This is a genomic window from Rathayibacter caricis DSM 15933, assembly GCF_003044275.1.
In the GTDB taxonomy this organism is placed as follows: Bacteria; Actinomycetota; Actinomycetes; order Actinomycetales; family Microbacteriaceae; genus Rathayibacter; species Rathayibacter caricis.
The window spans coordinates 1,747,225-1,762,003 of the sequence record NZ_PZPL01000001.1; the positions used below are offsets into that span (position 1 = coordinate 1,747,225).

Below are 14,779 nucleotides of genomic sequence, written 5' to 3' on the forward strand. Positions count from 1 at the left end.
CATGTGCGGAGTGGCGGGGGAGATCCGGCTCGACGGCCGCCGGGCCGACGTGGAGGCGGTCGATCGGATGAGCGGCTGCCAGACGCACCGCGGCCCGGACGGCGACGGTCTGTGGGCGCGCGGCCCGGTCGCGCTGGCCCACCGCCGGCTCTCGATCATCGACCTGTCCGTCGCAGGCTCGCAGCCCATGATCGACTCCGCGCTCGGCCTCTCGATCGTCTTCAACGGCTGCATCTACAACTACGAGCAGCTGCGGACGGAGCTGGAGGGCAAGGGCCACCGCTTCTTCTCCCACTCCGACACCGAGGTGATCGGCAAGGCGTACGCCCAGTGGGGCGAGGACTGCGTCGACCGCTTCCTCGGCATGTTCGCCTTCGTGATCGTCGAGCACGAGTCGGGGCGCGTGGTGATGGCCCGCGACCGGCTCGGCATCAAGCCGCTGTACCTCGACGAGACGCGCGAGCGGATCCGCTTCGCCTCGACCGTGCAGGCGCTGCTGGCCGGCGGCGTCGCCGACACCTCGATCGACCGCACCGCCCTGATGTTCTACCTGAGCTTCCACTCCGTCGTCCCCGCGCCGCGGACGATCCTGGCCGGCGTGACGAAGCTGCCCCCGGCGACCGTCCGCGTGATCGAGCCCGACGGCACGAGCCGCGAGCGCGTCTACTGGGAGCCCGTCTTCACCCGCGACCCCGCGCGCGCCGACTGGTCCGAGAAGGACTGGCAGGAGGCGCTCATCGCCTCGTTCCGCACCGCGGTCGAGCGACGGATGGTCGCCGACGTGCCGGTCGGCGTGCTGCTGTCCGGCGGCATCGACTCGAGCCTCGTGGTGGCGCTCCTGGCCGAGGCCGGTCAGACCGGACTGCAGACCTTCTCGATCGGCTTCGACTCCGCGGGCGGAGAGTCGGGCGACGAGTTCGAGTACTCGACCCTGGTCGCCGAGCGCTTCGGCACCGACCACCACCGCATCCGGATCGACTCCTCGCGGCTGCTCCCCGGCATCGACGGCGCGATCGGAGCGATGAGCGAGCCGATGGTCTCGCACGATGCGGTCGCGTTCTACCTGCTGAGCCAGGACGTCTCGCAGCACGTGAAGGTCGTGCAGTCCGGCCAGGGCGCCGACGAGGTGCTCGGCGGCTACGACTGGTACCCGCCGCTGGCCGGGGTGCCGCGCGAGCGGGCGCCCCAGGCGTACGCGTCCGTGTTCTTCGACCGGGGCTTCGCCGAGCTGCAGGCGCTGCTGCGACCGGAGTGGCGCGGCGAGGACGCGGCGACCGCCTTCATCGCCGAGCGGTTCGCGCGCCCCGGTGCCGACACCTCCGTGGATGCGGCGCTGCGCAACGACACCACGGTGATGCTCGTGGACGACCCGGTGAAGCGCGTCGACAACATGACGATGGCGTGGGGGCTCGAGGCCCGCGTGCCGTTCCTCGACCACGAGTTCGTCGAGCTGGTCGGCCGGATCCCTCCCGAGCTCAAGCTCGCCGACGGCGGCAAGGGAGTGCTCAAGCGCGCCGTCCGCGGCATCGTGCCCGACGAGGTGATCGACCGCACGAAGGGCTACTTCCCGGTGCCCGCGATCCGCCAGCTCGAGGGCCCGTACCTCGAGCGCGTCCGTGCGGCTCTGACGGACCCGTCGGCCCGGGAGCGCGGGATCTTCGATCCCGCCCTGGTCGACTCCCTGCTCGCCTCGCCCAACGAGACCCGCACGCGCCTGGGCTCGAACGAGCTCTGGCAGCTCGCGCTGCTCGAGATGTGGCTGCAGGAGCACGGCGTCGGCTGACGTTCGTCCTGCGTTCGCGTCCCGCGGAACACCGGCCCCGACCGGTGCCGGAGGATGGAGAGCATGACCTCCACCGCGACCTCCGGGCTCCTCGCCGCCGAGCAGCTCGGTCTCGACCTCGTGCACGCCTGGGGCAGCTGGGGCCCGTCGATGACTCCCGACGCCGCCCGAGCCGCCTTCATCAGCGATCGCGGAGGCGCTCCCGAGGTCTGGGTGCAGGACGTCGTCGTCGACGGCGAGCTGCCCGAGGCGCACTGCATCCGCTTCACGGAGGATCCGGTGCTCTCGGTCTCGTGGTCGGCCGACTCCGCGTGGCTCGCCTGCCTGGTCGCGACCGACGGCGGCGTGCGCACGCAGGTCTGGGTGGTCCGGCCCGACGGCTCCGACGCCAAGCGCATCGCCGGCTCGCGCGACGCGCACGCCGAGCTCGGGCCGTGGACCCGCAGCGGCCACCACGTCGTCGTCACCGTGCCGTCGGCCGAGCCGGAGCAGCCCACCCGGTCGTTCCTCGTCGATCCGGTCACCGCCGAGCGGCGTCCGCTCGTCGACGGCGACCTCATCTCGGTGCTCGACCTGTCGACGGAGGAGCGCCTCGTCGTGGTCCGCGACGGCCAGCGCGGCCACCAGTACTGCTCGGTGGTCGACCGCCTGACCGACGAGAACCACGCCCTCCTGCCCGATTCGGGCACCGGATCGACGGACGTCGCGTTCCTGCGCCCTGCACCGCTGAACGACAACGAGAGCCCGATCGTCGCCTACCTCGCGACCGACGTCGACCTGCCCCGGCGCCAGCTGGTCGCGATGCCGCTGGGCCCCGACGGCTGGCGCGGGCGCATCCGCCGTCTCGCCGCCCGCGACGACGCCGAGCTCGAGGGCCTGGACGCGGACGACGCGGGGCACCTGCTGATGCTGGTCTGGAACGTGGCCGGCTCGAGCGAGATCGAGCTCTTCGACACCCTCACCGGCGAGCGCGTCCCCGTGACCGGGCTGCCCGGCCTCGTCGCCACGACCCCCGTCCTCTCCCGAGACGGCAGCTCGGTGGTGCTCGGCGTCGAGGGCCCGGAGCGGCCGCGCGAGCTGTGGCGGATGGACACCGCGACCCACGAGTGGTCGCGCATCACGCAGGTGCCTGTCCTGCCGGCCGCCCCGCTCGTGGTGCCCACGCTCGAGCGCTTCACGGGCCGCGACGGTCTGGCGCTCTCGGGCTGGCTGTACCGGGCTCCGGGCGTGGAGGGCCCCGGGCCGGCGATGCTCAGCCTGCACGGCGGGCCGGAGTCGCAGGAGCGGCCGACGTTCTCGGCGCAGCACCAGGCCGTGGCCGCCTCCGGGGTCTCGGTCTTCGCGCCGAACGTCCGCGGCTCCTCCGGCTTCGGCCGCGACTTCGTGCACGCCGACGACGTCGAGCGCCGGTACGGCGCGTTCGACGACGTGCTCGCCGCCGCCGAGTTCCTGGTCGAGTCCGGAGTCGCCGACCGCTCGCGCATCGCCGTCACCGGCCGCTCCTACGGCGGCTACCTGACGCTGGCCTCGCTCGCGTTCTCCCCGGGCGTCTTCGCGGCCGGAGTCGACATCTGCGGCATGTCGCACCTGCTCACCTTCTACCGCGACACCGAGCCGTGGATCGCCTCGGCCGCGGTGACGAAGTACGGGCACCCGGAGCACGACGCGGAGCTGCTCGAGGAGCTGTCGCCGCTGGGCCGCGCCTTCGCGATCGACGTGCCGCTGCTCGTCGTGCACGGCGAGCTCGACACGAACGTGCCGCTGGGCGAGGCGACGCAGATCGTCGCCGCCCTGGAGGCGCTGGACCGTCCGGTGTCGTTCCTCCAGCTCGACGGCGAGGGGCACGAGTACCGCCGCGCCGACTCGAAGGAGCTGCTGCTGCTGTCGCTCCTGCGCTTCCTGCACTCCTCGCTGGCGCCGACGGGAGAACCGCTCGCGACCGTCGCGAGCTGAGCCCGGACGGGTCCGCGACCCCGGGGAGGGTCAGCTCCGCTCGAACTCCTCGGCGAAGGAGCCGTGGATCGGCCGGTCGGGGTCGTCGCCGACCGCGCGCGACGGATCGTCGATCTCGACCGCGCGCGCGAGGTCCGGGGCGGCCGCAGCCGGTCCGGCTCCGGCGCCCGCGAGATCCTCGGGGATCCCGTCGAGCAGCTCCTCGGCGATCCGGCTCGACAACCCGCTGCGCTCGCCCGGGCCCGGGTCGCCCCGGGGGTCGATCGGTGCGTCGAGAGCTTCGTCGAGCCCCGTGGTCCTGCCCTCCGGTGCGTCGGGCCCGGATGAACCGGGCCCCGATGTCGTGTCCTGCACCGATCGCTCCTGCCTCGGGCGCTCCGATCACCGGGCGCGCTCCGTCCTGCGATGAGGATAGGACGCGGTGCGCCGATCAGTCGAGGAGCAGCCAGGTGTGGCCCTCGACCCGCACGCCGCCCACGGTCGCCGGCTCGTCGCCGATGTTGAGGGCGAGCCGGGCCGATTCGCCGGCCGGTCCCTCGGCGATCAGCAGCACCGAGGTGTTGGCCAGGTCGACCGCGCTCGTCCGCGCCTGCGCGAGCCACGGGTGCCTGCGCCGGAACGCGATCACCTCCTGGTGCGCGCGGTACGCCTCTCCGCCCGGCAGGTCGGAGGGATCCGCCGGGAACGCCGGACGGATCGCGTCGTCGCCGCCGACGCGCTCCTCCTTCACTCCTCGCAGGCCCCGCTCGTCGCCGGAGTAGATGCTGGGCACGCCGCCCACGAAGCCGAGGACCGCCACGGCGTGGCCGTGGTGCCGCTCGTCCGACACCGCGCTGGCGAGCCGGGTCACGTCGTGGTTGCCGATGAAGGTGAGCGGGAGGAAGGAGTCGAGGAACTCGCCGTGCCGCGTCAGAGACCAGGCGAGCTCGAACAGGTTGCGCTCCTCGAGCGAGTTGCGCACCGCCTTCCACAGCTCGTACTGGGTGACGGAGTCGAGGCCCGAGTCGCGCACGTAGCCGGCGTAGTCGCCGTGGATGACCTCGCCGACGAACCACGCCTCGGGGAACCGCTCGCGCACCGGATCGATCGCCGCGCGCCAGGAGGCGGGCGCGACCGCATAGGCGGCGTCGAGCCGCCACCCGTCGATCCCGCGCTCGAGCCAGTGGGCGAGGACGGAGGAGACGTAGGCGGACACCTCGGGATTCGCGAGGTCGAGCTCGACGAGCGCCTCGTGCCCCTCGAAGACGTCGACGAGCAGCCCGTCGACCTCGCGAGCGGAGTCGCTGCACGAGAACCGCGCGGCCGCTGCCGATCCGGGGCCCGCCGCCACCGCCTCGCGCCACCACGGGTGGTCGCGCCCGACGTGGTTGAACACCCCGTCGAACAGCACCCGGATCCCGCGCTCGCGGCAGGCGGCGATGAGGGCGTCGAGGTCGCCCTCGTCGCCCAGGCGGGGGTCGACCCGGAAGTGGTCGACCGTGTCGTAGCCGTGCGTGCTCGAGGCGAACACCGGGCCCAGCAGGAGGCCGTTGCAGCCCAGCGCGAGCAGGTCGTCCAGCCAGGGGAGGAGCGCGGGCAGCCGGTGCTGCACCTCCCCGGGCGCGTCGGCCGCCGAGGTCTCGGCGCCGGTGAACCCCAGCGGGTACACCTGCCACCAGATCGCCGTCGTGATCCAGCCGTCCGTCGTGTGCGCCATCCCGGCCGCCTTCCCTGCGCGCTCGGGCACGCGTCGGGCCGAGTGTAGTGAGACGGACCGGTCGTGCCCGAGGGCTTGCGGCCGACCGTCACTGCGGTCAGGGGCGCAGCCCCGCGATCCAGCCGAGCAGATCGCCCGCACCGCGGAGGGTCGCGGGCACGGTGACCGTCGCCACCGCGAGCGCGAGCACGGCCGCCGCCGCGCCCGCCGCTCCGAGCCGGCGCTCCCCGGGCCGGAGGAGGGCGGCGACCGCGACGACGAGCGCCGCCGCGGCCACTCCCACCGACGGGAGCGCCCACACCGGGTGGACGGCCGAGGTCAGAGCGAGCAGGCCGAGCGCGACCGCGGTCAGGCCGGGCTCGCGCGGTGACCGGAGGCGCCGGGCGAGCACCGCGGAGCGGAGGAAGGACGGCCGGGCGGGCGGCGAGGAGGTCGCGGAGGAGGGAACGAGGGGGAGGAGGGTGATCGACATGCGCCGATCCTGACCACCCGGACGGCCGGGTGGACCGCCCGTCCGCGCATCGGTGGAGGAGCGCCCCGATCCGCGCCTGGGGAGGGCTGGAGGGGCACCAGGGGCCTCCGGACGGCCCGGATCAGCGTCATTCCGGGCTTCTGCGCCCCGGAATCACGTGCTTTGGCGGGTCGTGCTGGTAGGTTACCGACGGTCCGACCGGTTAGAGGGAGTCCGTCCCCGGCCGAGGACGATCCACAACCACCAGCTGTTCTCAACAGCGCGAACGTCCTGGGAGGACACTCCAATGGCTGACAAGTCGCTCAACCGCACCGAGCTCGTCGCGAAGATCGCCGCGGACTCCGGCCAGAGCCAGGCCGCCGTCAACGGCGTCCTCGACTCGCTCTTCTCGACCCTCGCCGACTCCGTCTCCAACGACGTGAAGGTCACCATCCCCGGCTGGATCGCCGTCGAGCGCACCTCCCGCGCCGCACGCACCGGCCGCAACCCGCAGACCGGTGAGACCATCCAGATCGCGGCCGGCCACTCGGTCAAGGTCTCGGCCGGCACCAAGCTCAAGGCCGCTGCGAAGTAGCACCGGTCCTCCGACGAAGGCCCCGGCGTCCGCGCCGGGGCCTTCGTCGTCCCCGCGGCTGCCGATCAGCCGGGGAACGTAGGCTTGACGGGTGAATCGAACCGTCCGGATCGCGGGGCCCGCGCTGCTGCTCGTCGCAGCCGCGCTCGTCGCCCTCCTCGCGGCCCTCGCCTTCGGCCGCGGAGCCGCCGCGCCGCTGCTGAACGATCCGGGGCCCGTCGTCCGCTACGGCCTCCCGATCGCGAAGCTCGCGGTCAACCTCGGCGCGGCCGCCATGATCGGCGCGCTCGTGCTCGCCCTCTTCGCGCTGAGCCCGCGCTCGACGGCGAAAGCGGCGAAGACCCCGAAGCCCGCGAAGGCCTCGAAGACGGCGGAGCCCGAGACGCCCGAGCAGCGCACCGAGTACTCCGTCGCCCTCGACGTCGCCGCCGCCGGCGCCGCGTTCTTCGCCGCCGCCGCGGCCGTCACCGGCTTCTTCACCTTCCTCAACGTCACGCAGACTCCGCTGAGCCTCGATCGCGACTTCGGCACGAAGCTCAGCTACTTCATCGGCAGCATCCCGGTCGGCCAGGCCTGGCTGACCACCACCCTGCTCGCCGCCGTCGTCACCGTGCTCTGCTTCGCCGTGCGCAACCAGACCGCGCTCGTCTTCGTCACCGCGATCGCGCTGCTCACCCTCCTCCCGATGGCGCAGCAGGGCCATGCCGCCGGCTCCGCCGGGCACGACGCCGCGGTCACCGCGCTGGGCCTGCACCTCGTCTTCGCCGCGATCTGGCTCGGCGGCCTCGTCACGGTCGTCGTGCTCCGACCGCTCCTCGACGGTCCGCGCCTGCGGCCCGTGATCCAGCGCTACTCCAGCCTCGCCCTCGTCAGCTTCGTGGTCGTCGCGGCGTCCGGCTACCTCAGCGCCGAGCTGCGTCTGGCCAGCTTCGGCAACCTCCTCACCGGCTACGGGATCCTCGTGATCGTGAAGGTCGCGGCGCTGATCGCCCTCGGCCTCTTCGGCCTGGTGCAGCGCCGGTTCCTGATCGAGCGGATGCGCTCCGCCGGCGGTGCGGGCGGCCGCAGCTTCTGGTGGCTGGTCGGTGCCGAGGTCGCCTTCATGGGCATCGCCTCCGGAGTCGCCGCCGCCCTCGCGCGCACCGCGACCCCGGTCGACCAGGTCGCCGCGAGCCAGCTGACCGACCCGACGCCCGCCCAGCTCCTCACCGGCGAGCCCCTGCCGCCCGTGGCGAGCGCCGTGAACTTCGTGACCCTCTGGAACGTCGACCTGATCTGGCTGCTCGTCACCGGCTTCGGCATCGCGTTCTACGTGGCGGGCGTGCTGCGCCTGCGCCGTCGGGGCGACTCCTGGCCCCTGCACCGCACGGTGCTCTGGATCGCGGGCATGCTCCTGCTGGCCTACATCACCAACGGCGGCGTGAACGTCTACGAGAAGTACCTGTTCAGCGCGCACATGCTCTCGCACATGGTGCTGACGATGGCGGTGCCGCTGCTGCTCGTGCCCGCCGCCCCGGTCACGCTGATCGCGCGGGCGGTCGTCCGACGCACCGACGGATCCCGCGGGCCGCGCGAATGGGTGCTGCTGGCCGTGCACTCGCGCTTCGGCACGATCGTGTCGCATCCGATCGTCGCGGCCGTGCTCTTCGTCGGCTCGCTCTGGGCGTTCTACTACTCGCCCCTGTTCCGCTGGGCCACGACCGACCACATCGGCCACGAGTGGATGATCGTGCACTTCCTGATCACCGGCTACCTCTTCGTGAGCGTGCTGATCGGAGTCGACCCCAGCTCGCACCAGGTGCCGTACCCGATGCGTCTGCTGCTGCTGCTGGGCACCATGGCCTTCCACGCCTTCTTCGGCCTCGCGCTGATGACGGGGGAGGGCCTCCTGCTCGCCGACTGGTACGGAGCGATGGGCTGGGGCAGCGATGCGCTCGCCGATCAGCGCGCGGCCGGAGGCATCGCCTGGAGCATCGGCGAGATCCCGACCCTCGCCCTCGCGATCGTCGTCGCGATGATGTGGAGCAGGTCCGACGCCCGCGAGACGAAGCGGCGCGATCGGCAGGCCGACCGCACGGGCGAGGCGGAGCTCCACGAGTACAACGAGCGCCTGGCCGCCCTCGGCAAGCGACGCTGACCCTCCTCCCCAGGCGGCCGTCGGCCCCCATCCCGCCCGTTCCGGATCGACGCCGCACGGCCGCGGGTACAGTGGACCGGTGACCCAGCCGACCCTCTCCGACGAGCAGCAGCGGGTGTTCGACCTCATCGAGAACACCCGCGAGCACCTGTTCGTCACCGGGCGGGCCGGCACCGGCAAGTCGACCCTGCTGAACCACCTGAGCTGGAACACCGACAAGCAGATCGTCATCTGCGCCCCCACCGGAGTCGCGGCGCTGAACGTGGGCGGCCAGACGATCCACTCGCTCTTCCGCCTGCCGATCGGCGTGATCGCCGACTCCGATCTCGACCAGCCGCCCGAGCTGCGCAAGCTCCTGAACACCATCGACACCCTCGTGATCGACGAGATCTCGATGGTCAACGCCGATCTGCTCGACGGCATCGACCGCAGCCTCCGCCAGGCGCGCCAGCGGCGGGCCGAGCCGTTCGGAGGCGTGCAGGTCGTCCTCTTCGGCGACCCGTTCCAGCTCGCCCCCGTCCCCGGCGACCCCGAGGAGCGCGCGTACTTCGCCGACCGCTACCGCTCGCTGTGGTTCTTCGACGCGCTGGTCTGGCAGGAGGCTCCGCTGCGCATCGTGGAGCTCGGCCGGATCCACCGTCAGAGCGACGAGCGCTTCAAGTGGATGCTCAACGCCGTCCGCTTCGGCATGGTCACGAAGGAGATCGCCGACGTCCTCAACGAGGCCGGCGCGCGCACCCCTCCGACGGACGGGGCGATCACCCTCGCGACCCGCAACGACACGGTGAACCGGATCAACCAGACGGCGCTCGCGCGCCTCAAGGGACCGCTCAAGACGGCGACCGCCGAGATCAGCGGCGACTTCGGCGGCCGAACCTACCCGGCCGATCAGAACCTCGAGCTCAAGATCGGCGCTCACGTGATGTTCCTCCGCAACGATGCGGAGCAGCGCTGGGTCAACGGCACGATCGGGATCGTGAAGAAGGTCGCCGGCACCGTCTGGGTCGAGGTCGACGGCGAGGTGCACGAGGTCGAGCCGGCCACCTGGGAGCGCTACCGCTACTCCTACTCGGCGGCGACCAAGAAGCTCACCCGCGAGATCGTGGCGGAGTTCGCCCAGTTCCCGCTCCGGCTCGCCTGGGCGGTCACCATCCACAAGTCGCAGGGCAAGACCTACGACTCGGCCGTGGTCGACCTCGGCCAGCGCGCGTTCGCCCCGGGGCAGACCTACGTCGCGCTCAGCCGCATCACGAGCCTCGAGGGCCTGTACCTCACGAGGCCGCTGAGGCCGAGCGACATCATCGTCGACAAGGACGTGCTGCGGTTCATGTCCGAGCGCCGGGCCGAGCCCGCCGCCGTCGCGACCGCCGAGGGCGGCGCGGCGTCGGCCTGACGTCGCGGGGCGCGATCAGGCGGCGACGCGGGAGCGGGCGAGGTCGCGGAACAGCTCGGTCGTCAGCCGGTAGGCCTCGGCCACTTCGGCGATGACCCGGTCGCGCTCGGCGTCGTCCCAGTCGACCGCGTCGAGCTGCTCGCGGTACACGGCGCGGAACGCCGACGGCGTCGCGATCTCGCCGTACAGGTAGAAGCCGACGCCGTTGGTCTCGAAGCCGAAGCGGCGCTGGAGCAGGGTGCGCACGATGCTGCAGCCCGACAGATCGCCGAGGTAGCGCGTGTAGTGGTGGGCGACGAATCCACCGCTCCATCCGCTGGCCACGGTCGTGATGCGCTCGACGTACGCCGCCGTCGAGGGCAGCGGACGGATGCGCTCGCGCCAGTCCTCGCCGATCAGGAACCGCAGGTCCTCGGCGATCGCGGGCAGTCGGGTGAGCTTGGCCGAGATGAAGGGGGCCGCGACCGGGTCGTCGCCCATGCGATCGGCCACCGCCTCGAGCGCCTCGTAGACGAAGTAGTGCTGCGAGACGAGCGCGATGTAGTCGTCGCGGCTGCCGGCGCCGGTCATCAGGGCGGTCATGAAGGCGGCGCCCTCGTCGTCCGCGGCACCGGTCTGGCCGACGCGCTCGCGGAGAGCCTGCGAGAACGGGATCACGTTCGACACGAGGGCCTCCGATCGGCTTCTTAGGTTGGCCTTACCTTAGCCGACCGCGCGGAGCGAGGCCAGAGGCCGTCGGAGACCGCTCAGTGCCCGTGCCCGTCCTGGACGACGCCGTGCATCCCTCCGGTACCGCCCGGCCCGGCCGAGGTCGCGGCCATCGCCGGAGTCGCGAGCGCCGAGACGACGAGGGCCCCGGCCAGCAGACCCAGCACCGTCCGGCCGGCCGGCACCACACGATCGGGGGAGGGGGCGCGTCGGAGGGACGCCGCCACGAGGCCCGCCGCGGCGAGCTGCAGCACCCCGCCCGCGAGCGAGGGCAGCGGATCGCGCAGGAGCCCCGCGGTGAGGGCGAGAGCCGAGCCGACCGTGGTGGCGACGGTGACCGCGAGCACCACCCGCGGCAGGAGGATCCGGCCACGGGCCAGCACGGCGACGGCCCAGGCGAGCTCGCCGGCGCCGAGGAGCACGAGCGCGGCGAGCCACGCGTCGTCCCGCACGGAGGCCAGGCAGAGGTGGACCAGACCGGCACCGAGGGCGGCCGAGGCGGCCCAGCCGCGGACGAGAGGATTCACGCGCGCCTCCGGGAGAAGAGGAAGGCCCCGGATCGACACACCGCATCGTGTCGTCCGGGGCCGTGGAGTCCGTCCGCCGCGGAAAACGGCGGGCCCGCGGCGGACGGAGTGGGAGGGGGCGGCTGTCGCCGCCCGGATTCAGGCGGTGGCCGCTCGCGACCGGGTCGACTTCTCGGTTCCCAGCCCGACGCCCAGCAGCACGATCGCGCTGCCGAGGTGGAGGAAGTGGTCGGCCGTGTTGAGGGCGAGCACGTTCAGCGACGTGTTCACCACGAAGAAGCCGACGATGCCCAGGAGCAGGTACGCGGCTCCGACGACCGTGTTCACGGTCTTCGCGGCGGCGACTGTCGAGAGCCCGGCGATCAGCAGCGCTCCGCCGATCAGGAGGTGGGCGATGTTGTGCATCGGATTCACCTCGAAGATCCCGAGGAGCAGCCCTCCGTCGGTGGCGAGGAACTGCACGCCGCCCGTCACGACGAAGCCGAGCAGCCCCACGACGAGGTAGACCGCTCCGAAGGCTACGGCGAGCAGGCGGTTGGGTGATCTGCGCATGTGACTGGACCTCCTTCACGCGACGGCCCTGTGCCGACACCCCTTCTTCGTAACCCGCGCCGAGTCGGTTTGGAAACGGGGTGGACGTCTCGGGTCACGGTCCGGATACGAACCGGCGGGACACCGGCCCGGGCGGTCCTCGAGTCGGGGCGCGCCCGTACAGTGGGGTCCGTTCCAGAGGATGTTCCGGGGGGAGCCGAAGGTCATGGTCGTGCGTCGCAAGCGGAGACGGGTCGCGGCTCTCGCCGTTCCCGCACTGGTCCTGGCCCTCGTCGGCTGCACGCAGGGGGCCGCCTCGGTCGTCCCCGAGGCGCCGCCCGGTCCCGTGTCCGACGACCTCGCGATCGCGCTCTCCGGCCTCGTCGACGAGGCGCGCGGCGCGGCCGGAGCGACGGGGGCCGTCGCCGGGGTCTGGTCGCCCTGGGCGGGTGGCTGGGAGACGGCGCTCGGCGTCGTCGGGGACGCCGACCCCACTCCGCTGACCACCGACGCGCACGTGCGCCTGGGTACAGGAGGGACGGAGGCGATGACCTGCGACGTGGTCGTCGCGCTCGCCGAGGAGGGCCGCCTGGACCTCGACGCCGACATCTCCGAGTCGCTCGGCTCCCTGCCCGGCATCGAGGGCACGACCCTCCGCCAGCTCTGCGCGCACACCTCCGGACTCGCCGACTTCCGCGCCGCGCTCTGGCCGACCGTCCTGCAGAACCCGGTCAGGGAGTGGCCGACGATGGAGCTGATCTCGGCGGCCCAGGTGCGCGCGCCCGTGGCACCTCCGGGAGCCGCCTGGTCCGACTCCGCCACCGGGCCGCTGCTGGCGGGACTCGCGGCCTCGGAGGCGACCGGCCGCAGCGTCGCCGACCTCTACCGCGAGTACGTCGTGCCGCGGTACGGCCTGCGCAGCACGGTGCTGCCCTCGGCGCGGACGCTCGATCTGCCCACTCCGGCGCCGCGCGGGTACGCGGCCGGCCTCGACCTCCGCACCGGAGCCGTGCAGTGCGAGGTGCGCCGCGACGTCGGCTCGGCGTCGCCGTCGGCGCTCGGTGCCGCGGGCGGAGTCGTGACCGACCTCGAGGATCTCCGCCGGCTCGCGAGCGGCCTCGCCGCCTCGCCCTCCGGCGACGCCGTGTGGTCCGACCCGGTCCCGCAGGGTCAGGGCCGCGCTGAGTGGCTCCTCGCCGGCCTGGGCGGGCACGAAGCCGGCCCGCTCCGGGGCTTCTCCGGCGTGGCGCCCGGATTCGTGACCGCCGCCTACTCCGACCCGGTGTCGGGACTGACGGTCGCCGTGTCGTTCAACAGCTCCACCGCGGGGGCCGACTTCGCCGGGAACGTCGCGCGGGCGATGGCGGCCGTCGCCGTCGAGCAGGGCGCCGCGTCGGGAGCGGCGGACCTGCCCGTCCTGCCGTGGACGGCCGAGGGCGAGCGCGTCGCCGCGCTCACCGTGCACCAGCGCTGCTGAAGCGGGTGGCAGGGGATCGCCGATCCCTGACCGTCCACCGCGCCGTGGGGCCGACGCCTGGGTCCTACTGTGGGGTCATGCCGATCACCCCCGACACCAAGGACTGGACCTGGGCCGCCGAGCGCCCCTGCCTCGAGTGCGGCTTCGACGCCTCGCTCGTCGACGCGTCCGACGTCTCCCACCTCATCCGCGAGAACGCCGCCGCCTGGCCGTACGTCCTCGAGCGCGACGACGCCGCGGGCCGGCCCGACGACGAGACGTGGTCGCCCCTGGAGTACGCGGCGCACGTGCGCGACGTGCACCGCATCTACCGCACGCGCCTGGGCCTGATGCTCGCCGGCGACGACCCGCTGTTCCCCAACTGGGACCAGGACGTCACCGCCGTCGAGGACCGCTACTCCGAGCAGGATCCGGCCGTCGTCGGCCGCGAGCTCGTCGAGGAGGCGGGCCTGATCGCCGACGCCTTCGACGGCGTCACGGGCGCCCAGTGGCAGTACCCCGGCCGCCGCAGCGACGGAGCCGTCTTCACCGTCGAGACGATGGCGCGCTACTACCTGCACGACGTCCAGCACCACCTGCACGACGTCCGCGGCTGAGCGCGCAGCCCGCTCAGTAGTCGATGAGCTGCGGATTGAGGAACGACACCGTCCGCGCGTAGGCGAGCGCCGCGGAGGAGGGGTCGACGGCCTCGCGCAGGGTCCCGTTCGCGAAGTGCCGGACGGTGCCCGGATAGGTGTGCGCCGTGACGGGCGTCCCCGCCTCCTTCAGCCGGCCGACGAACGCCTCGGGGTCGTCGCCCTCGGGCCACTCGTCGCTCTGCGCGTAGTGGAGCAGCGTCGGGCACGGCACGAGCGCGTGCTCCTCCTGCCCGAGGGTCGCGTAGTACGCGACGACCGCGTCGACCAGCCCGGTGGCGGCGGCGAGCAGGCCGAGCCGTCCGCCGAAGCCGAATCCGATGATCGCGCTGCGCTGCGGGCCCTCGGCCGCTCCGGAGCGGACCGCGTCGGCGATCGCGGCCATCGCGCGGTCCTGCGCGGTCATCGCGGCGAGGTCGCGGGCGTCCTCCGGGGCGAGCGTCGCCCAGCCGTCGTAGAGATCGGGGACGAGCACGTGGTACCCGTGCTTCGAGACGGCCTCGGCGAAGGGCTCCATCCACGGGAGCCGGCCGTACACGTCGTGGAGCACGACGACGATCGGGCGGCCGGGGCGCCCGTACTCGAGGGCGACGCCCGGCGACGGGATCTGGACGAGCTCTGTCACTCCTCCACCCTGCACCGCGACGTCCGGCATTCCGCGCGTTCGCGGCGATCGCCTCGGCGTGTCGCCCGATGAGGGCGCCTGAGGAGGACGGAGGGGGAGGAGAGCTGCGGAGCGAGTGACGGGAATCGAACCCGCGCCATCTGCTTGGGAAGCAGAAGTTCTACCATTGAACTACACTCGCGCGGCGCCTCGGAGGCGCACTCGATCATCGTAGCAAGGCCTGCGCGCGCACCACGTCGCGGGCGCCGCCCCACGCCCTAGGATCGCC

14 protein-coding genes and 1 tRNA gene are annotated in these 14,779 nt (G+C 72.8%); 7 read left to right on the forward strand and 8 right to left on the reverse strand.

The genetic code is table 11. The annotated features are described in order from the left end of the window. Position 1 precedes the first annotated feature (1 nt). Both C1I63_RS08030 and C1I63_RS08035 read left to right on the forward strand, forming a co-directional pair. Positions 2-1,783, forward strand: a complete 1,782-nt coding sequence (locus C1I63_RS08030) for an N-acetylglutaminylglutamine amidotransferase (protein WP_107574447.1) — start codon at positions 2-4, stop codon at positions 1,781-1,783. A 63-nt stretch (positions 1,784-1,846) separates the two neighbouring features. Further along, a complete protein-coding gene (locus C1I63_RS08035; protein ID WP_107574448.1) occupies positions 1,847-3,736 on the forward strand; it encodes a S9 family peptidase in 1,890 nt (629 codons plus the stop codon). A 30-nt stretch (positions 3,737-3,766) separates the two neighbouring features. On the opposite strand, the gene C1I63_RS08040 is transcribed toward C1I63_RS08035, so the two are convergent. The 3 genes from C1I63_RS08040 to C1I63_RS08050 form a co-directional block, all read right to left on the reverse strand. Further along, entirely contained in the window at positions 3,767-4,090 is a 324-nt protein-coding gene (locus C1I63_RS08040; protein ID WP_107574449.1) for a hypothetical protein, read from the reverse strand. Between the two features lie 76 nt (positions 4,091-4,166). Next, positions 4,167-5,432, reverse strand: a complete 1,266-nt coding sequence (locus C1I63_RS08045) for an alpha-amylase family glycosyl hydrolase (protein ID WP_107574450.1) — start codon at positions 5,430-5,432, stop codon at positions 4,167-4,169. 97 nt (positions 5,433-5,529) lie between these two features. Then, positions 5,530-5,904 (reverse strand): hypothetical protein, encoded by a 375-nt coding sequence (locus C1I63_RS08050; RefSeq protein WP_107574451.1) that lies wholly within the window; start codon positions 5,902-5,904, stop codon positions 5,530-5,532. 286 nt (positions 5,905-6,190) lie between these two features. On the opposite strand from C1I63_RS08050, the gene C1I63_RS08055 reads away from it, so the two are divergent. The 3 genes from C1I63_RS08055 (at position 6,191) to C1I63_RS08065 (ending at position 10,008) form a co-directional block, all read left to right on the forward strand. Continuing rightward, on the forward strand, positions 6,191-6,478 hold the full coding sequence (locus C1I63_RS08055) for an HU family DNA-binding protein (RefSeq protein ID WP_055786347.1): 288 nt from the start codon (positions 6,191-6,193) through the stop codon (positions 6,476-6,478). A gap of 91 nt (positions 6,479-6,569) precedes the next feature. Beyond that, positions 6,570-8,615 (forward strand): bifunctional copper resistance protein CopD/cytochrome c oxidase assembly protein, encoded by a 2,046-nt coding sequence (locus C1I63_RS08060; protein ID WP_211315596.1) that lies wholly within the window; start codon positions 6,570-6,572, stop codon positions 8,613-8,615. Between the two features lie 79 nt (positions 8,616-8,694). Further along, positions 8,695-10,008 (forward strand): ATP-dependent DNA helicase, encoded by a 1,314-nt coding sequence (locus C1I63_RS08065; protein WP_055786350.1) that lies wholly within the window; start codon positions 8,695-8,697, stop codon positions 10,006-10,008. 15 nt (positions 10,009-10,023) lie between these two features. On the opposite strand, the gene C1I63_RS08070 is transcribed toward C1I63_RS08065, so the two are convergent. From C1I63_RS08070 to C1I63_RS08080, 3 genes are all read right to left on the reverse strand, one after another. After that, on the reverse strand, positions 10,024-10,674 hold the full coding sequence (locus C1I63_RS08070) for a biliverdin-producing heme oxygenase (RefSeq protein ID WP_056866325.1): 651 nt from the start codon (positions 10,672-10,674) through the stop codon (positions 10,024-10,026). A gap of 80 nt (positions 10,675-10,754) precedes the next feature. Continuing rightward, positions 10,755-11,243, reverse strand: a complete 489-nt coding sequence (locus tag C1I63_RS08075; protein WP_107574452.1) for a hypothetical protein — start codon at positions 11,241-11,243, stop codon at positions 10,755-10,757. Positions 11,244-11,381: 138 nt separating this feature from the next. Then, positions 11,382-11,795, reverse strand: coding sequence for a DUF4383 domain-containing protein (locus C1I63_RS08080; protein WP_107574453.1), 414 nt, complete (start codon positions 11,793-11,795; stop codon positions 11,382-11,384). Positions 11,796-11,976: 181 nt separating this feature from the next. Between C1I63_RS08080 and C1I63_RS08085 the strand changes: the two genes are divergently transcribed. Both C1I63_RS08085 and C1I63_RS08090 read left to right on the forward strand, forming a co-directional pair. After that, complete coding sequence (locus tag C1I63_RS08085; protein WP_107574454.1) at positions 11,977-13,251, forward strand: serine hydrolase domain-containing protein; 1,275 nt, start codon at positions 11,977-11,979, stop codon at positions 13,249-13,251. A gap of 77 nt (positions 13,252-13,328) precedes the next feature. Then, positions 13,329-13,847, forward strand: coding sequence for a DinB family protein (locus C1I63_RS08090; protein ID WP_055786365.1), 519 nt, complete (start codon positions 13,329-13,331; stop codon positions 13,845-13,847). Positions 13,848-13,860: 13 nt separating this feature from the next. On the opposite strand, the gene C1I63_RS08095 is transcribed toward C1I63_RS08090, so the two are convergent. Then, complete coding sequence (locus C1I63_RS08095) at positions 13,861-14,511, reverse strand: dienelactone hydrolase family protein (protein WP_107575785.1); 651 nt, start codon at positions 14,509-14,511, stop codon at positions 13,861-13,863. 110 nt (positions 14,512-14,621) lie between these two features. After that, positions 14,622-14,692 (reverse strand) — tRNA-Gly (locus tag C1I63_RS08100). Positions 14,693-14,779: the final 87 nt, after the last annotated feature.